The 15,963-nt window shown below is 45.5% G+C and carries 15 protein-coding genes and 1 pseudogene; 10 read left to right on the forward strand and 6 right to left on the reverse strand.

Annotated elements, in window-relative coordinates; all coding sequences use genetic code 11:
* Positions 1-69 precede the first annotated feature (69 nt).
* A complete protein-coding gene (locus tag QUA20_RS29840) occupies positions 70-1,194 on the forward strand; it encodes an NACHT C-terminal helical domain 2-containing protein (RefSeq protein WP_333193883.1) in 1,125 nt (374 codons plus the stop codon).
* 121 nt (positions 1,195-1,315) lie between these two features.
* Here QUA20_RS29840 and ftsH4 read toward each other — a convergent pair whose 3' ends face one another.
* The 3 genes from ftsH4 to QUA20_RS29855 form a co-directional block, all read right to left on the reverse strand.
* Positions 1,316-3,184: an ATP-dependent zinc metalloprotease FtsH4 gene (ftsH4, locus tag QUA20_RS29845; RefSeq protein WP_333193884.1), complete on the reverse strand. Its 1,869-nt coding sequence runs from the start codon at positions 3,182-3,184 to the stop codon at positions 1,316-1,318.
* 264 nt (positions 3,185-3,448) lie between these two features.
* Entirely contained in the window at positions 3,449-3,922 is a 474-nt protein-coding gene (locus QUA20_RS29850; protein WP_333193886.1) for a tryptophan-rich sensory protein, read from the reverse strand.
* A gap of 112 nt (positions 3,923-4,034) precedes the next feature.
* Positions 4,035-4,880: a M48 family metalloprotease gene (locus QUA20_RS29855; RefSeq protein ID WP_333193888.1), complete on the reverse strand. Its 846-nt coding sequence runs from the start codon at positions 4,878-4,880 to the stop codon at positions 4,035-4,037.
* A 249-nt stretch (positions 4,881-5,129) separates the two neighbouring features.
* Between QUA20_RS29855 and QUA20_RS29860 the strand changes: the two genes are divergently transcribed.
* Positions 5,130-6,725, forward strand: coding sequence for a HAMP domain-containing sensor histidine kinase (locus QUA20_RS29860; RefSeq protein WP_333193902.1), 1,596 nt, complete (start codon positions 5,130-5,132; stop codon positions 6,723-6,725).
* 181 nt (positions 6,726-6,906) lie between these two features.
* Positions 6,907-7,473, forward strand: coding sequence for a hypothetical protein (locus tag QUA20_RS29865; protein ID WP_172189661.1), 567 nt, complete (start codon positions 6,907-6,909; stop codon positions 7,471-7,473).
* 318 nt (positions 7,474-7,791) lie between these two features.
* Here QUA20_RS29865 and QUA20_RS29870 read toward each other — a convergent pair whose 3' ends face one another.
* Both QUA20_RS29870 and QUA20_RS29875 read right to left on the reverse strand, forming a co-directional pair.
* On the reverse strand, positions 7,792-8,988 hold the full coding sequence (locus QUA20_RS29870; RefSeq protein ID WP_333193890.1) for a GNAT family N-acetyltransferase: 1,197 nt from the start codon (positions 8,986-8,988) through the stop codon (positions 7,792-7,794).
* Positions 8,989-9,166: 178 nt separating this feature from the next.
* Complete coding sequence (locus QUA20_RS29875) at positions 9,167-10,003, reverse strand: dihydrofolate reductase family protein (RefSeq protein WP_333193892.1); 837 nt, start codon at positions 10,001-10,003, stop codon at positions 9,167-9,169.
* Between the two features lie 88 nt (positions 10,004-10,091).
* Between QUA20_RS29875 and QUA20_RS29880 the strand changes: the two genes are divergently transcribed.
* The 7 genes from QUA20_RS29880 to QUA20_RS29910 all read left to right on the forward strand — a co-directional run bounded on the left by QUA20_RS29880 (position 10,092) and on the right by QUA20_RS29910 (position 14,973).
* Positions 10,092-10,244 (forward strand): hypothetical protein, encoded by a 153-nt coding sequence (locus QUA20_RS29880; protein WP_333193894.1) that lies wholly within the window; start codon positions 10,092-10,094, stop codon positions 10,242-10,244.
* 46 nt (positions 10,245-10,290) lie between these two features.
* Positions 10,291-10,674, forward strand: coding sequence for a photosystem I reaction center subunit IV (locus tag QUA20_RS29885; RefSeq protein WP_333193895.1), 384 nt, complete (start codon positions 10,291-10,293; stop codon positions 10,672-10,674).
* 2 nt (positions 10,675-10,676) lie between these two features.
* A complete protein-coding gene (locus QUA20_RS29890) occupies positions 10,677-11,609 on the forward strand; it encodes a DNA-formamidopyrimidine glycosylase (protein ID WP_333193896.1) in 933 nt (310 codons plus the stop codon).
* A 315-nt stretch (positions 11,610-11,924) separates the two neighbouring features.
* Positions 11,925-12,140, forward strand: coding sequence for an NAD(P)H-quinone oxidoreductase subunit O (locus QUA20_RS29895; RefSeq protein WP_015178120.1), 216 nt, complete (start codon positions 11,925-11,927; stop codon positions 12,138-12,140).
* Positions 12,141-12,249: 109 nt separating this feature from the next.
* A complete protein-coding gene (mdh, locus tag QUA20_RS29900) occupies positions 12,250-13,203 on the forward strand; it encodes a malate dehydrogenase (RefSeq protein ID WP_333193897.1) in 954 nt (317 codons plus the stop codon).
* 218 nt (positions 13,204-13,421) lie between these two features.
* The gene (locus tag QUA20_RS29905) at positions 13,422-13,715 is read left to right on the forward strand and encodes an ATP-binding protein (RefSeq protein WP_333193899.1); all 294 of its coding nucleotides are present in this window, start codon (positions 13,422-13,424) and stop codon (positions 13,713-13,715) included.
* A gap of 115 nt (positions 13,716-13,830) precedes the next feature.
* Positions 13,831-14,973, forward strand: coding sequence for an IS4 family transposase (locus QUA20_RS29910; protein ID WP_333193901.1), 1,143 nt, complete (start codon positions 13,831-13,833; stop codon positions 14,971-14,973).
* On the opposite strand, the pseudogene QUA20_RS29915 reads toward QUA20_RS29910, so the two are convergent.
* Positions 14,928-15,897: pseudogene (locus QUA20_RS29915) on the reverse strand (IS630 family transposase). The gene QUA20_RS29910 and the pseudogene QUA20_RS29915 sit on opposite strands and share 46 nt — an antisense overlap.
* Positions 15,898-15,963 lie beyond the last annotated feature (66 nt).

The following is a 15,963-nucleotide window of genomic DNA, read 5'->3' on the forward strand; positions in this document are numbered from 1 at the left end:
TTAATGAATCCCAAACATCTCAAAAACTGGTTTACTAATTGCTGCTACTGTACCTCATAACATCCGGAAGTGCTGTATATTGCGGAGTTTTTGGGGATGGGGCAGCCAGAGAGTGGGGCGGTGTTGAGGGCGATGGAATCCCACCATGGGTTGTTGATTAAGAGGGCACAAGAGGTTTGGTCATTTTCACACCTTACGTTTCAAGAGTATTTGGTAGCGACGGGGTTTTGCAAACAGTCAAGGGTAGAATATTTAGCTAAACATTTTATAAAGCAGCATTGGAGAGAGGTATATTTACTAGCATCTGAAATTATTGATACTCATCAAGATGCAGTTCATTTTATTAGAAAATCTAAAGAAATAATTGACATTAGCTTTTTAACTCCTAACCTCCAGGAATTTTTGATGGGGTTGTATCAGAAAGCTGAGAAATCTAAATCTCTTCTTAAGCGAGGGGTAATACGTGCTTTTTATTTTGATATTTCGTTTTTGAAGACTATACATACTGTTGAAATTATTGAGGATGGGAACTCTACCCCTGCATGGTTTAACTTACCTGGAAGCAATTTTGCAACGTTGCTTGGCGATTTTAAGCTGACTCTACTGCTTACTCATAGTATAGATATTTGCTTGGATTTTGGATTTATATCCTATAATCCATTAGAAGAAGCATTTGGGGATGTTTGTCAACTTTCACAAATTAATACTAAAGACGACTTAGGGCTAGATTTAATACTTGCTAACCTTCTAATTATTCTCATGAGTTTTACGACTGACTATGCTGAATTGTCTTCGAGGGATGTCTATAGAAAGGTATCTTCTACAATTCTCCAAGCAACTCAGATACTTTCTAATACTGAGCTGGCCAATGAGTTAAAAGAATTCTGTCTAGAACTTGCGAATGATATAAATATTATCAAAACCAGCAAAAATAAATTCCAAAACTGGTTTCAAATTCAGGCTCCCATAAAGGTTGAAGAATTGAAAAATTTGTTAAAAGAATACCGTGACCTTAATTGGAATTGGACTGGGACAGAAGACCAGTTTGACTTACAAATAAAATACTATGAAGCGAATATATTATTGGTGGAATGTTTAAATATTAATGAGGTTGTTAGCGAGGAATTTAAAGAACAAATAAAAGATGAATTGCTATTACCGAACACTGCAACAAGTGGGCGATCGCCGTTTTAATATACTGGGGTTGTGGATGGAGCAATATATAATGATTGCAATTTTGTGGACTACGATCGCAAAACGCAGATGATTTGGACTCATCTGCGTTAATATACGGTTTAATTCAACCCTTTTAAACTCAAGCCGCAGCCTTATCTAAATGCCGCACTTCAGCGAGTAATTTGTGCAAAGCCTCACCTTCAACTACTTCAGTTTCCAACAGTTGCTGCGTGATTGTTTCCAACAATTCCCGATTGGCTTTCAGAATATCCACAGCTTGCTGGTGTGCAGTTTCGACAATTTCCTTCACTTCTTGGTCGATCGCCTCAGCAGTCTGAGCACTTACCGCGCGGCGGGCATTTCCCATACCGTCATTGAGGAACATTGATTGTTGACCTCGATCGTAAGCAAGAGGCCCCAAAACCTTACTCATCCCGTAAGTTGTCACCATCCGTTCAGCTAAATCAGTCGCCCTTTGCAAGTCATTTGAAGCGCCAGTAGTAATGCTACCAAACACGACTTCCTCAGCCGATCGCCCTCCAAGCAGTGTAGCAATTTGACCGCGCAACTCCGATTCATCTAACAAGAAACGGTCTTCAGTCGGTACTTGCAACGTGTAACCCAATGCAGCCATACCGCGCGGGACGATCGAGATTTTTGACACTTCGCCGCCGCCCGTCATCGCAGCACCCACCATGGCGTGCCCGACTTCGTGGTAAGCCACAATCTTTTTCTCTTTTTCGTTGAGCACCCGGCTTTTCTTTTCCAAGCCAGCGACAACGCGCTCAAACGCCTCATAAAAGTCTTCCTGAGCTACAGTTAGGCGCTTGTTGCGAGCAGCTAGCAAGGCAGCTTCATTGACCAAATTTGCCAAATCTGCGCCCGAAAAACCGGGGGTGCGAGTGGCGACCGCCTTCAAGTCAATATCCGGGCCCAACTTCACTTTTTGAGAGTGAATGTTCAAAATTGCTTCGCGGCCGGATAAATCCGGGCGATCGACTAAAACTTGGCGATCGAAACGGCCGGGGCGCAACAAAGCAGCATCCAAACTTTCCGGGCGGTTAGTTGCAGCCAGCACAATTACCGTAGTATTGCCCGCCGCAAAACCGTCCATTTCAGTTAATAGTTGATTGAGAGTTTGTTCGCGTTCGTCATTCCCACCGAAGCTAGCGTTACTGCTGCGAGATTTGCCGATCGCGTCCAATTCATCAATGAAAATAATACAAGGAGCCTGTTTCTTAGCCTGCTCGAATAAATCTCTTACCCTCGCAGAACCGACACCTACAAACAGTTCTACAAACTCCGAACCGGAGATGCTAAAAAACGGTACGCCAGCTTCACCAGCCACTGCTTTTGCTAACAGCGTTTTGCCCGTTCCCGGAGGCCCGACTAACAGCACGCCTTTCGGAATTCTCGCACCAATTGCCGTAAATCTGTCGGGAGTTTTCAGGAACTCAACAACTTCGACTAATTCAGTTTTAGCCTCTTCTACTCCAGCCACATCAGCAAAAGTAATTTTCGCCGATTCGCCTTCTACATAGACCTTAGCTTTGCTTTTGCCGATCGACAGCGCACCCTGCGGCCCGCCACCCTGCCTGTTCGCGAAAAATTGAAAAATCGCCACAAAAATCAGCGGGGGAACCACCCAGCTTAAAACACTGCCGATCCAGCCATTTTTGGAAGGGGGAGTTGCCGCAAATTCAACGCCTTTTTCTTGCAACAGTTTAGGCAGATCCAGGTCAAAAATCGGGGTAGTTGACAGCACTTGACCGGGTTTGTCTCCTTCGCCTTTGAGCTGGTAGCGAATTTCATTTTGACCTACCGAAGCTCGCGCCACATCTTGTTCTTGAACCTGATGGACGAACAAGCTGTAAGGCACTTGCGGAATTTGCGGCCCGAACAAATTCGGCAAAAAGATATTGGCCAGCAGAAACAGACTTGAGAGCAATAACAAAATATTGCTAATTTGCCGAAAACGAGGTGGTTGGGGCTGGTCTTTAATTGCCATTGATAACCGTCATCCTTTAATTTAAACCAGTTTTATTCATTTATTTTCTCACCCAATACGCACACACTGTCAAGCGGATTTCCTCACTCGATGGGTGGGTTAACCAGCCAATGTTGCTTTGAGCAAATTCAAAACTAACAATGCTCGGATGGCGATCTTAGGCGCACCTTGCCTCGATCTAAGGTGAGCATTGCGCACAGAATTACCTTGGTGTAAGGTACGAAATACTCACCGAATATTTATGCAGCAATCCACACCAAATATTTATGCAGCTTCTGGGTTTAACTGAATCATTTCCCAAGTAGTATAAGTGCCGATCGCACCCCAAATCACGTAAGGCAAAAGTAACAAAGCCGCGGTTTGAGAAATCGGCAAAACAGCCAACGTCAGCACCACTCCCAAAATCTCGCCAGCCCCTCCCAAAATCGTCCCTACTTTGAGACTTTTGGCTCTGAGAGTAGCGGGAATATAAGCAACTGTGACAATTTCTAAAAGCAAGTACAAAGCCATCAGCAGCCAAGTTTTGAGACTACCGGGTTCCTGTTCCCACACGAAAGTAGCGCTGCCGGCCCCGCAAGCAAAAATAACTGTCCAAATGAAGGGAATAGCAGGCTCAAAAAACATCCAATCCGGTCTTTGAAGTTTGACAGCCCAGTTAATATCGCGCAGTTTAAAAAACAGAGTGCCGAAGGCGACTGAGAAAGTCACGCCGCCGATAATCATCCAAGATTCAATCATGGTTTTCAACTTTCCAATTGCTCGATCGCTCATTAAGTCGATCGTGCCAATTCCAAGCCGAACTTAGATCCGCCTTTAGTAATAACTTTTGTAAAGCCCGATGCAATTATCCCTAACCGCCCGACACATTCTTAGCAAACTCATCGCGTCCAGACACCAAATTAGCTGGAACGCCGTTAGGGTAATTTTGCGCGATTAAAGCTTGCAACTTTTGAACTCGGTTTTCAGGATTCGGGTGAGAACTCAAAAACTCAGGTGGCGCTTCGCCCTTCCTAGCCGCACCGAGAATTTGCATCACCTCAACAATACCTCTAGGATCGTAACCAGCTTCGGTCATAAACCGAAAACCGAGCCGATCGCTCTCAAGTTCATCCGATCTACCGTACCGCAAACCGACAACTTGATTGACAGCTTGAGCAATTAATGCTGCCTGCTGGCCGCCCCCGCGATCGTCGCTAGTAGCCACCCCAACCGCCGTTACCAAAGACCTGCCGAACTGCTGTTTTGCCAAGTGTTCCGCAGCGTGGCGCCCTACAACGTGACCGCTTTCGTGTCCCAGTACAGCAGCCAACTGAGCCTCGGAATTCAGCCGCCGCAGCAGCCCCGCAGTAATAAAAACTTGTCCCCCCGGTAGAGCAAAAGCATTGACTGTTTCGGGGTCTCGCAGCAGGTGGAATTCAAACGGATAACCCGCTTGTTTCGCCGCCGAACTGTTGACAACTCGTTCTCCTACTCGATCGACATACTGCTGAATACTCTGGCTGGGATAAAGCCCCCCGTACTTGGAGGCCATTTGATCTCGCGCCTGCAATCCCAAAACTATCTCTTGGCGGGGAGAAAGCTGCACCCGCTGTCTCTCTCCTGTTACCGGATTTTGTACGTCGTTTGTAAAATAGGTAATTGCCCCAAAAAATGCCATTAACAGCCCGATCGCGGCTCGAAATAAAAATTTGTTCACAGGCTTGATACCTAAAAAGTTTCGCGAGTAGATTACCACCATGACAGCTATCTCGACATCTGTCTGAAGTATTAATAATAGAATATTGTTATCGTTTTTTTGGATGATTGGCGAAGAAGGCTTTTTTAAAACGAACCGCATAAGCGCTAGGACACGAAGGAAGAGAAGAAGAGAAGAAGGTTATAGTTATTAAATCGGTTAAATCTGTTGAATCGATTGCACAATCAGTTGCCGAACTTCCTTCGCAATATGTTCCAAGCTACCCGCCGCCGCCTCGCTATTTGGTACACTGCCGTTACTGCTGTATTGTTACTTGTGTTCGCCACTGGTTTCTATTTCTACGTCCGCCATACTTTGATCGATCGCATTGATGACACCCTCAATCATGTTGTGGAAGTAATAGAGCGAACTCTTGTTATCGAACCGCTAAGTTTCCCTACTACCAAATATAAAAATAAGTTGCAAGTTAATATTCAAGCGAGTTTTCGAGATAGTACCGATGCTGTAGAAGACGACCACATTGATTTAGAATGGTTCAGTCCTACGGGCGAATTGCTGTGGTCTACATTATCGGAACCGCTGAATATTCCCATTCACGCTAACCGCACCGGCGAAACAGTTTGGATAATTAATAATAAGTTGCACTTTGAGGGCACAACTCAGGCAGAAGAAAGTTTGGCAACGGGTAATGTACGGGATGTCACGGATTTAATGGATAGAGGGAAGAAGGATTTAACCGCAGAAGCGCAAAGGGGAGAAACAAGAGATTTTGATGGCGGTTTGAATGCAGGTTCGCAGGAAAATCTAAATTTAAGTAGTGAAAAGTCTATTGCACAAAATACAAATCGCGTTTCTACCAAACCAATTAGCATTCGGACAACTCAAAACTATTCCCTCAGACAAGTAACGCAGCGAGTACAAATCGGCCGCCAAGTTCTGGGATATTTGCGAGTCAGCCATCCTTGGTTTGAAGTGACAAAACCCATCCGCCAATTAATTCTCGATTTGATTTTGGGCGCGAGTTTAACGCTAATTTGCGTGGCGGCTATTGGCTGGCTGCTGTCGGGATTGGCGATGGCGCCGATACGAAAGTCTTACGGGCGTCTCAAACAGTTTACGGCTGACGCTTCTCACGAACTCAGAAATCCTATCGCCACTATTCAAACTAACGTCCAAGTAGCTTTGGCGGAACCGGATATCGAACCGCAGCAGTACCAACAGCTACAAGTTATCGAACGCCTCACCCGCCGTTTGGGGCGCTTGGTTGACGATTTGCTATTTTTAGCCAGACAAGACAGCGGTATCGTGCAGCAGCAGTGGATTGAGGTTCCTCTCGATGCTTTGCTGATGGAGGTAATTGAAGAACAACAGGCGATCGCCACTACCCAAAATCTCTCTCTTTCTTTGGAAATTGTCGATCTGCCCAACGCTGAGGACAACTTTACACTCTTGGGCGACTGGGATCAACTAGCCCGACTTTTTACCAATATCGTCAGCAACGCCGTGCAGTACACGCCCTCTGGCGGTAAAATTCAAGTAGAATTGCAGCTTGCAGCTAAAAACAAAAGAAATTCGCCGATGTTACATCCAGCGCTGCAAATAAAAGTAACAGACACCGGCATCGGAATTGCCGCAGAAGCCCTGCCGCATTTATTCGATCGATTCTACCGCGCAGATCCCGCCCGCACCCACCGCAGCGCCGCCGGTTCCGGTTTAGGATTAGCCATCGCCAAAGCAATTGTCGAAAATCACCGCGGCCAAATCCGCATTGACAGCCAAGTCGATCGAGGTACCGCCGTTACCGTCACCCTCCCCGCCCACAAATCAGAAGCATCTCGCCTCTAAACTTGCTGTCTTCCCCTCTTCCTCAGCGCCCTCAGCGCCCTCAGCGGTTAATAAAAAAATCTACCCCTCAAGGCTGGTTCTTCTTACCTCTGGCCCAAACCCTGCTCTTAAAATTCATTTCCGCCATAGATTAACATGAACTTTGTTGGAAAACCTCGATCGAACTCGTGAGGAGTTATTTATGTTTCGCCACAATCTACCGTTCAAAAAAATCAGCTTGCTAGCAGCCACCTGCGGGGGTTTACTCGTTAGTCTCGCAACACTTTCCCAGGCCGGCGGCCCCCCGCCGCAACAAGGAAAACCCGTTTCCCAGCCTGCAGACACTCCCGCAGCAACTGAAGAACCCGTCAGCCAACCAACTCCGGCTGCGAGCCCGAGCCCCAGTGGGATGCCCTCTACACCCACAAACACGCCTTCCCGCTTCCCACTGCCCAGTGCGCGAGTTACCCCTGCCGAAGGCATGATAGTAATTAAACTGGTGAATACCACCAATGCTGTCATCAATTATCAAATCGTAGGCGTCACCCCGCCGCGCACTCTGGGCGAACAATCGGAAATTTTGCTGAAAACCATCCAAGTGCCAATCACCCTCACTTACCAGCGCCCAGACGGCGGATTGCTGTTGGTTCGCCCCCAAGCAACCGCGATGCCGGGAATGTTGCAAGTCAGTTTCGGCGCGACAACTGAGTTGGCCGCTGATACAAAATCCCTGGAAATTCAGGAAGATGGCAAGGTAATTTTGAATTAGGTTAATTGGTTGACGGTTGACGGTTGACTGTTACCATTCGTGTCAACTTAAGACGAAAATCCATAATAAATATCGTTTATAGTTGAGTTTCGATCCCCCCTAACCCCCCTTAATAAGGGGGGGACAAGAGTATTCTTACCTCCCCTCTAACTCCCATTAATAAAGGGGGAAGAGCATTCAAAGTCCCCCTTCTTAAGGGGGATTTAGGGGGAGCGAAACTTCGATACAAACGAGATATACACAGGGTTTTAGTATTATGTTGACACCGATGGGCTGTTACTAATTCCCAATTTCCAATTCCACATTCCCAGTCAACCGTCAATCGCCGAGTAACAACGGAGGTAACTTAGTAAAAGGTAAATCCTCGTTGACAGCATCAATTTCTTCCTGTTCTCTTTCGTTGATTTGACCGATATAAGACTTGAGAATTTGCGCCAGACGGTTGTTATAAAATCGGTGCAAACTATAATTTGGCGTAGCTGGAAAGCCGCGCCGTTTTTTGTGCCGCCCGCCGGCACCGGGATCGAAGCTTTGGATGCCCCGATCGATCGCCCATTCGATCGGCGTATAGTAACAAGCATCGAAGTGCAAGCAGTCGATTTCCTGCAAACTGCCCCAATAACGCCCGTACAGTCGATCGCCCTTATACAAACAAAAAGACATACCCACCGGGTGTCTGTCATCTTCCTTGTCGTAGGCGGCTACAAATAAAACTCGATCGCGATAATTGTGGTGCAACTGTTCAAAAAATCGCTTAGTCAGATACTTGCTTCCCCACCAACCAAATTTGTCGCAAGTATTCTCATAAAAAGCATACATTTGAGCAAACATGGCTTGGGGAATTTCATCGCCAGTCAGCGTTTTTACCAACAAACCAGCTTGGTCAACTGCTTTGCGTTCGCGTTTGATATTGCGGCGCTGGTTGGCATTAAATGCGCCTAAATAATTGTCAAAATTTTGATAGCCTTGATTTTGCCAAATATAGCTGTGGTGCAGCCAACTGCTGAAACCGTGGCGTTCCATTCTTTCGCGCCATTCGGGATCGACGTACAGGAAATTGCAGCCGGAGATATTGTGCCGATCGCAAAAATGGTCGATCGCGCTTACCATTACTCCGGTTAACTCGTCTTCATCTTCTCCTTCGGCAATCAAAAACCGATAGCCTTCAGCGGGAGTAAACGGCGTCATTCCCATCAATTTGGGATAATATTTAACGCCCAAACGTTGGGCTAAATCCGCCCACTGATTGTCAAACACAAATTCGCCGTAACTGTGACTTTTGACATAAAGTGGCGCGCAAGCAATCAACTGTTTGTCTCGCCAGACTGTTAAGTGATGCGGCAGCCAACCGGTTTTACCTGTCGCACTGCCGGAGACTTCGAGATTGTTCAGCCAATCCCATTCGAGAAATGGAGTTTTTAGCGGCATCGCCAGGGCATCCCACGACGCTTGCGGGATTTCGCCTATTTTGCTAATCCAGGCTACAGAATATTGAGGTTTTGGCTGTTGCAGCATAGGGAGATTTGAGCGTAGAGCGATCGAACTTCATTTAAGTTAATATAATTTCCCCTGTTCGACATTTGTTAGCAGGCTCTTCCTGGTATCGCAGATCCAGAGGAAAAGCCTTGATTTTCCTTGCGCTTGCGAGGATCTTCCTCTAGACATGGGTTCGCGGGCTGTGCCTGGGAACCAGTTAAATGCGCGAGGATCGATCGACCCGATAATGCAAAAAGACCTCTTGTCCCACCTGTTTAACCGCCAAAAGCTCCAATTTAGGAGCTAAATCCGCCAAAAAACCCTCTCCCTCCACAGGTGTCGGTGCATCCGCCCCGCCCAAAATTAACGGGCACACCGTCAGCCAAAGTTCGTCTACCAAGCCTGCAGCCAGCACAGACGCTACCAGTTTTCCCCCCCCCAGAATCGCCAAGCGTTTGATATCGACGTTTGCTAGCTGTTGAAACGCATCAATCCAATCAATCTCTCCACCTGCGGTTTTCGCATAGATAATTCGATCGAAGTGAGATGTTGCACCATTCTCAATAAGCCTTTTATGAACAGGCAAGATGCCTGTGAAGCGAGAAAATTCATCTTTTGTGGAACGGGCATCTTGCCCGTTCTTGAGAATGGTGCCAGATGTGCGATCGAACTTACTGTCTTTTGTCGGGTACGGAGACGGCAATAGCGTTTCCCTACTGTCTTGCCCCGTCAGCAGCCACCTAGGCACCGGTTGCTGGAAAAATCGCAAGTTTGGGTCAAATTCGGACGATCGCGAACACACAATTTGCACCGGTTGTGGCGGCTTCCCTTGCAGTTCCCTCTGTTTGAGCAATTCCGGCGAAATCACTCTCATCGTCGTCCCATAAGCCTGTAAAGTGCCGTTGCCGAACAAAACCGCGTCACTTGCTGCTACTTGCTGTTCGAGGTGGGCTTTGTCGTTGGCAGAACCGAATCTCGCGGGCGATCGTACTACATCTGCAATTTTACCGTCAGCACTGATCGCCAGTATTACTGTTGCGTGAAGTCCAGTCATTACTTATCAGAATTTCGCAGAACATTTAACTGTAGCAATTCACTACTATTTGTAAAGTTTGTTTTCAACTCGATCACACTGGTTTTATTTGACGGATAATGTCAGTTTATTTATTTTGCAACCCCAGCGATCGCCCTACCAAAGTATTTACTTTTCTTTACAAACAGTAGGCCAAAAAACGGCGCCGGAGGTAAAAATTCCCGTGCAGACTTTAAATGCGTCGCGCGATCGACTAAAGTAAAAAAAATGGCTTGATCCGTTTATTCATCGCAAAGGAAAAAAAGCTCATGGTTCAACGCGGTTCTACAGTCCGGATTCTCCGCAAAGAATCCTACTGGTATCAAGAAGTGGGCACCGTTGCTACGGTAGACCAAAGCGGCATTAAATACCCAGTTATCGTTCGCTTTAACACCGTAAATTATGCAGGCGTCAACACCAACAACTACGCCCAAAGCGAATTAGTGGAAGTGGCAGCACCCACAGCAAAAACGAAAGCAGCGACTCCAGTAGCTTCCGGCGGCAAACAAACCACGCTCGACGAGAGAACCCGGAAAACCGGCCAGGGTACACCCTCGCAGCAGCCGAAAACTTCTACGGACAGCAAACCGGGCACCGAAACCACCGGCACGGTCGAAGGTTCGCCTCAGGGTCAAGGAACAGAACAGCGCTAATTGTGCCAGAACTGCCAGAAGTTGAAACTATTTGCCGGGGTTTGAATCAAGCAACCCTCGATCGAGAAATGTTGGGCGGAGACGTGTTGTTAAACAGCACGATCGCCCGCTCCATCTCTGCGACCGATTTTTTGACAAAAGTCAAAGGAAAGTCAATCGCCCGCTGGTACAGACGCGGCAAATATTTACTGGCAGAACTATCTCAATTCCCAGAAGGAGAAAGAGAGAAAGGGAAAGGGGGAGAATTTAGGGATCAAACTCCAAGCTCTTCCCCTCTTCCTTCTTCCTTGCTCCTTCCTTCAAAAGCCGGCTGGTTGGGCGTTCACTTGCGAATGACAGGACAACTGCTGTGGGTGAACCAATCCGAACCCCTGCAAAAACACGCGCGAGTGCGACTGTTTTTTGAAGAAAACCAAGAACTGCGCTTTGTAGACCAGCGCACCTTCGGGCAAATGTGGTACGTGCCTGCAGAAACAGAGGTTTCCAGCACTGTCATCGGTCTGAAACTTTTAGGGCCCGAACCGTTTTCCGACGAGTTTACAACAGAATATTTGGCCCGCAAGCTGCACAGGCGGGCGCGACCCATAAAAACAGCTTTGCTAGACCAGTCACTGATAGCTGGTTTGGGCAATATTTACGCAGACGAAACTTTGTTTTTGTCGGGAGTGATGCCCACAACTCTGTGCGCGGATTTGACCGCAGAGCAAATTGGGCGCATCCATACAGCTATTATTCAAGTTTTACAGAAGGCGATCGCATCCGGTGGCACCACTTTTAGCAATTTTCTCAACGTCCAAGGTGTCAACGGCAACTACGGCGGCGTCGCTTGGGTGTACAATCGCGCCGGCCAACCCTGCCGCACTTGCTCCACAACCATCGAACGTATAAAATTAGCAGGGCGATCGACTCATTTTTGCCCCGCGTGTCAGCAATAAGCAGAAGGAAGAAGGAAGTTCGGCAACGGATTTTGTAACGGATGTAACGGATGTCAGGCAGAAGGAAGAAGGAAGAGGGAAGAAGGCGGAAGAGGAAAGAAGGAAGAAGGAAGAACTGATATCTTGTACCATTGTCAATAAGGCTCTCAGGGGCGGGCGGGACACCCAGCCCAGAAGAATATTGAACTATTGTGGAACAGACCCGAAAGGGCTGTTAAGCGAGAATGGTGTCAGATGTCAGAAGAAAGAAGAAGTCCTTTCCAGGCAAATCTAGATTAAAATTTGTATAGTTTTTTAAACTAAACAAAGCAAGTTATGGCAATCAAGAAAGGCAGTATAGTTCGCGCTGTACGCGAAAAATTGGAAAACAGTCTAGAAGCCAAAGCCAGCGACCAGCGCTTTTCCTCGTATATATTTGAAACAAAGGGCGAAGTGATGGATGTTCGCGGCGACTATGCCTTCGTCAAATTTGGCAAAGTTCCCACCCCGAATATTTGGCTGCGGGTAGACCAACTCGAAGATTTTAAGTAACTCACCAAAACGAAACATCACTGTTCTTAATGTAGCGAAGGGTGCACACCGCGCACCTTTCCCCAATTAAGCTGATTGCTAAAATCTAAAATCTAAAATCTAAAATCCAATGAATTCTCCATCAAACCGCGTATCAATTATTGGTGCAGGCAAAGTCGGCAGTACGTTAGCCCAGCGAATTGCTGAGAAAAATCTGGCAGATGTAGTATTGCTAGATATTGTGGAGGGTTGGCCGCAGGGCGTTGCTTTGGATTTGATGGAAGCAAGGGGAGTGGAACGCCACGATCGCCAAATTGTCGGTACAAATGATTATACAGATACGGCAAACTCAAATATCATAGTAATTGCCGCCGGAGTGCCGCGCAAACCCGGTATCAATCGGGAAGATTTAATTAAAATCAATGCTCGAATTGTCACCGAAGCCTCAAAACAGGCGATCGAGCATTCTCCCGAGGCAATCTTAATCGTCATCACCAATCCCCTAGATATCATGACTTATTTAGCTTGGGAAGCTGCGGAGTTGCCAAAACACCGAGTCATGGGTATGGGGGGAGTTCTCGACTCCGCCCGCTTTCAAACTTTTATTGCCATGGAATTGGGCGTTTCAAATGCTGAAATCAATGCCATTGTCATCGGTTCTCACGGCGATTTAATGGTTCCTTTGCCCCGCTATTCCACTGTCAACGGTATTCCCATCAATCAACTTATGGATACTGGGGCGATCGATCGACTCGTACAGCGGACTCGCCACGGCGGCGAAGAAATTGTCGGATTGATGAAGATTAGTAGTGCTTATTTTGCACCCGCATCTTCTGCCTGTTTGATGGTAGAATCTATTTTATTTAATCAGTCGCGACTCTTGCCTTGCTCAGTTTATTTACACGGCGAATACGGCGTGCAAGATATATTTTTGGGACTTCCCTGCCGCTTGGGATATCAGGGAGTCGAACAAGTAGTGGAACTTGAACTCAGCGATACCGAAAGATCGGCTTTTATCGAGTCGGGCAAATTGGTTGCCCAAAATATTGAGGAAGCCAGGGCGATGCTGAAAACTGCTTCTTAAGCTTGTAGCAGTGCGGCGATCGCAGCAGCCGATCGCCGCTTAAATATAATAATTTATACTGAGTATGACAGTGCGATCGCTCTGTCGGAAATTGGCTTATAGGATTTAAACAGCGCTTTTATAAATATCATCGATCGTGCTTGTTTGGCTGTATTTCAAAAGCAGAAAAACGGGCAGCAAAGAACCGATCTATAAACAGAAAATTTACTATCAAAAAATTGGTAAAAACGCAAAAAATAGCAAAAGCAGTTGAACTTTGTCTCCGCGAGAATGCCGTCACAGTTTCTCTAGAAATTAAAGCCAAAATCTGCCATCCTTTCTTTACAACTGAACCAACAGCAAAAGCAGTCGGTTTTGGCTTATCTCTCACTCGCGATATTATTGCCGAACAACACGGTGGCACTTTAAAGGTAGAAAGCGAAATGCGAGTTTGTACGGAATTTATAGCGTTTTCTATAGTCATGAGGTACAGTAGCAACAATGAGCAAACCAGTTATGAAGATCTTTTTTAGTAACTCTGGGGGGGTGACAACCAGCCTGAAACCCAGAGGTGGTGAGGATTGAGCCAATGTGTGCTAAAAAAAGATAGGCAGCATAATTGTTACACGCTTGCCTATCCAAAAAATAATGATACCAACATTTTACCAGACTCATTTAAAAAAACAACTGACATCAGCTCAGTTTCTTGTAATGACAACTTTGCTATCTGTGATGCAATCAGAAAAACAAGTGAGATTAGAACGACTGGCACGGGTATTTCCTTACCCAATTACAACGGAAAGTCGGCGTAGAAAACTACAAAGATTTCTGGATTTACCAAACTTAACTATCTCATTAATTTGGTTCCCCTTAATTACTTATTGGTTGACCACTTATTGCCGCATTGGTACTCGTTTATCAATTGCAATCGACCGCAGTCAATGGGGGTGCATTAATCTCTTTATGGTTAGCCTGATTTGGGAGCGAAGAGCAATTCCATTATACTGGTCGCTGCCCGCAAAATTAGGAAATAGTAACTTCGAGTCACAAACTACCAATTTAGAGCAAGTTTTACCATTATTTTCAGAATATAAAGTCATCGTTTTAGGAGACCGTGAATTTTGTTCTGTTGATTTGGGAAACTGGCTTAAGGAAAAGGGTGTGTCTTTTTGCTTAAGACTGAAAAAGAATCTTTGTATCGAAACAGAACATTTAGTTTGGCAACGGTTGGATGAATTAGGAATAGTACCCGGAACTTATGAGTATGTTCAAGGGAAAAAAGTGAGGAAAACTCTACCTGCGACCGGGTTTGAGCTTGCTTGTAAGTGGAAAAGGAACTATGGGAAATATCAAGTTAAAGAAGCCTGGTTTATTCTCACGGACTTAGGCTCATTGCGAGCAGCGCTCAATGCTTATAAGCAGCGGATGGGAATTGAAGAAATGTTCCGAGACTGTAAAACAGGAGGCTACGATCTTGAAGGAACAAGCCTCAAAGGGAACCGACTTATTAACATAATTCTGCTCATGACACTGGCGTACTGTTCAGCAATATTTCAAGGTAATGAACTGAAGAAAAAGCAGGTACAAGAATATGTATCTCGTCGCACAGAACCCAAGAAAAGATACCGCAGACGCAGTACATTTGGTGTTGGATTAGATGGAGAAAAGTGGGTTAATTATCTAGAACAATATTCTTTGGAGGTGGAACAGTTAATGAAGTTAACTCCTTCTAAACGCCGCTTTTATCAACAGGGTATGCGGGCTGCAACCCTTATACAGTCTATCTCGTAGACCTCTTTGTCACCCCCCCAGTTAGTAACTTGTAGCATAGCATCTGTAATTGCATCAATTAAGTCTAAATAATTTCTGCCTTTAAGTTTTCTTAACAGAGATTTCACTTTTAACCAAAAATTTTCAATCGGGTAAAAGTCGCGAGAGTAAGGAGATCAATAAATTAACTTGGCTGCTCCCTCTTCGATAAATTCTTTCACCATTTCTCCGCAATGAATTTTAGCATTATCCATAACTACACAAGCACCTGACCACAGTTTAGGGACTAATTCTCTCAGGATAAATGCTTCAAATGTTATGACATTTACTGCACCATAAATATTTGTTGAGGCTACCACTTCTGTAGTCGACAAAGCAGATATCAAAGAAATATTGGTTCCCCTTTTTAGTGGTTTTTATCCTCTCGCTCTTTTACCTTTTAAGGCTCTGACCTATAGTCGTACCATTGCTAGATTAACTCCGGATTCATCTATGAAAATCAGGTCTTCTGCCCTAATGTCCCTGATTTTTTCCCAAAAATCCACTCGGGCTTTTTGAACTCGTTCGCTTGTTTTCTCTGCCGCTCGTGAGTGTTTTTTTTGAAAGTATAATTGAGTTGATTGCTAATTCCTCCCATTGTCGATATACTTACTTTTATTTCGGTTTTCGACTCAAGCAATTCAGTTAACTCTTTTAAAGTCGCATGATTATTCTCTTCTATTATTTCCACTAAAGTCACTAATTGTTCGCCCTGTTAATGTTGTGGGTGGACTTCCTCCTTGAACCCTAGGACTGATATCTCCTGTCTACGCAGGCTCTTTTTAGTAATTTTTGAACAAAGCTCTTGGCTACCTTAAAACGTTCTGCTAGTTTTCTTATTGAAAGATTTTATTGTTCTCTCACGTCTATAATTTTTTTTCTCAAATCTATTGAATAGGGTTGCATTGATGATTTTCCTCTAAATAGTTTTACTTTACTAAGTGTACCTCATAGCTATGAAAAACGCTATAA

Origin of the sequence: Microcoleus sp. Pol7_A1 (assembly GCF_036701085.1) — a bacterium.
Lineage (GTDB): Bacteria > Cyanobacteriota > Cyanobacteriia > Cyanobacteriales > Microcoleaceae > Microcoleus > Microcoleus asticus.

What these genes read in the sequence shown, in the direction of transcription:
- ftsH4 (WP_333193884.1), bottom strand. Translation starts at nt 3,184, where the DNA reads ATGGCAATTAAAGACCAGCCCCAACCACCTCGTTTTCGGCAAATTAGC.
- QUA20_RS29850 (WP_333193886.1), bottom strand. Translation starts at nt 3,922, where the DNA reads ATGATTGAATCTTGGATGATTATCGGCGGCGTGACTTTCTCAGTCGCC.
- QUA20_RS29860 (WP_333193902.1), top strand. Translation starts at nt 5,130, where the DNA reads ATGTTCCAAGCTACCCGCCGCCGCCTCGCTATTTGGTACACTGCCGTT.
- QUA20_RS29865 (WP_172189661.1), top strand. Translation starts at nt 6,907, where the DNA reads ATGTTTCGCCACAATCTACCGTTCAAAAAAATCAGCTTGCTAGCAGCC.
- QUA20_RS29870 (WP_333193890.1), bottom strand. Translation starts at nt 8,988, where the DNA reads ATGCTGCAACAGCCAAAACCTCAATATTCTGTAGCCTGGATTAGCAAA.
- QUA20_RS29875 (WP_333193892.1), bottom strand. Translation starts at nt 10,003, where the DNA reads ATGACTGGACTTCACGCAACAGTAATACTGGCGATCAGTGCTGACGGT.
- QUA20_RS29885 (WP_333193895.1), top strand. Translation starts at nt 10,291, where the DNA reads ATGGTTCAACGCGGTTCTACAGTCCGGATTCTCCGCAAAGAATCCTAC.
- QUA20_RS29895 (WP_015178120.1), top strand. Translation starts at nt 11,925, where the DNA reads ATGGCAATCAAGAAAGGCAGTATAGTTCGCGCTGTACGCGAAAAATTG.
- mdh (WP_333193897.1), top strand. Translation starts at nt 12,250, where the DNA reads ATGAATTCTCCATCAAACCGCGTATCAATTATTGGTGCAGGCAAAGTC.
- QUA20_RS29910 (WP_333193901.1), top strand. Translation starts at nt 13,831, where the DNA reads ATGATACCAACATTTTACCAGACTCATTTAAAAAAACAACTGACATCA.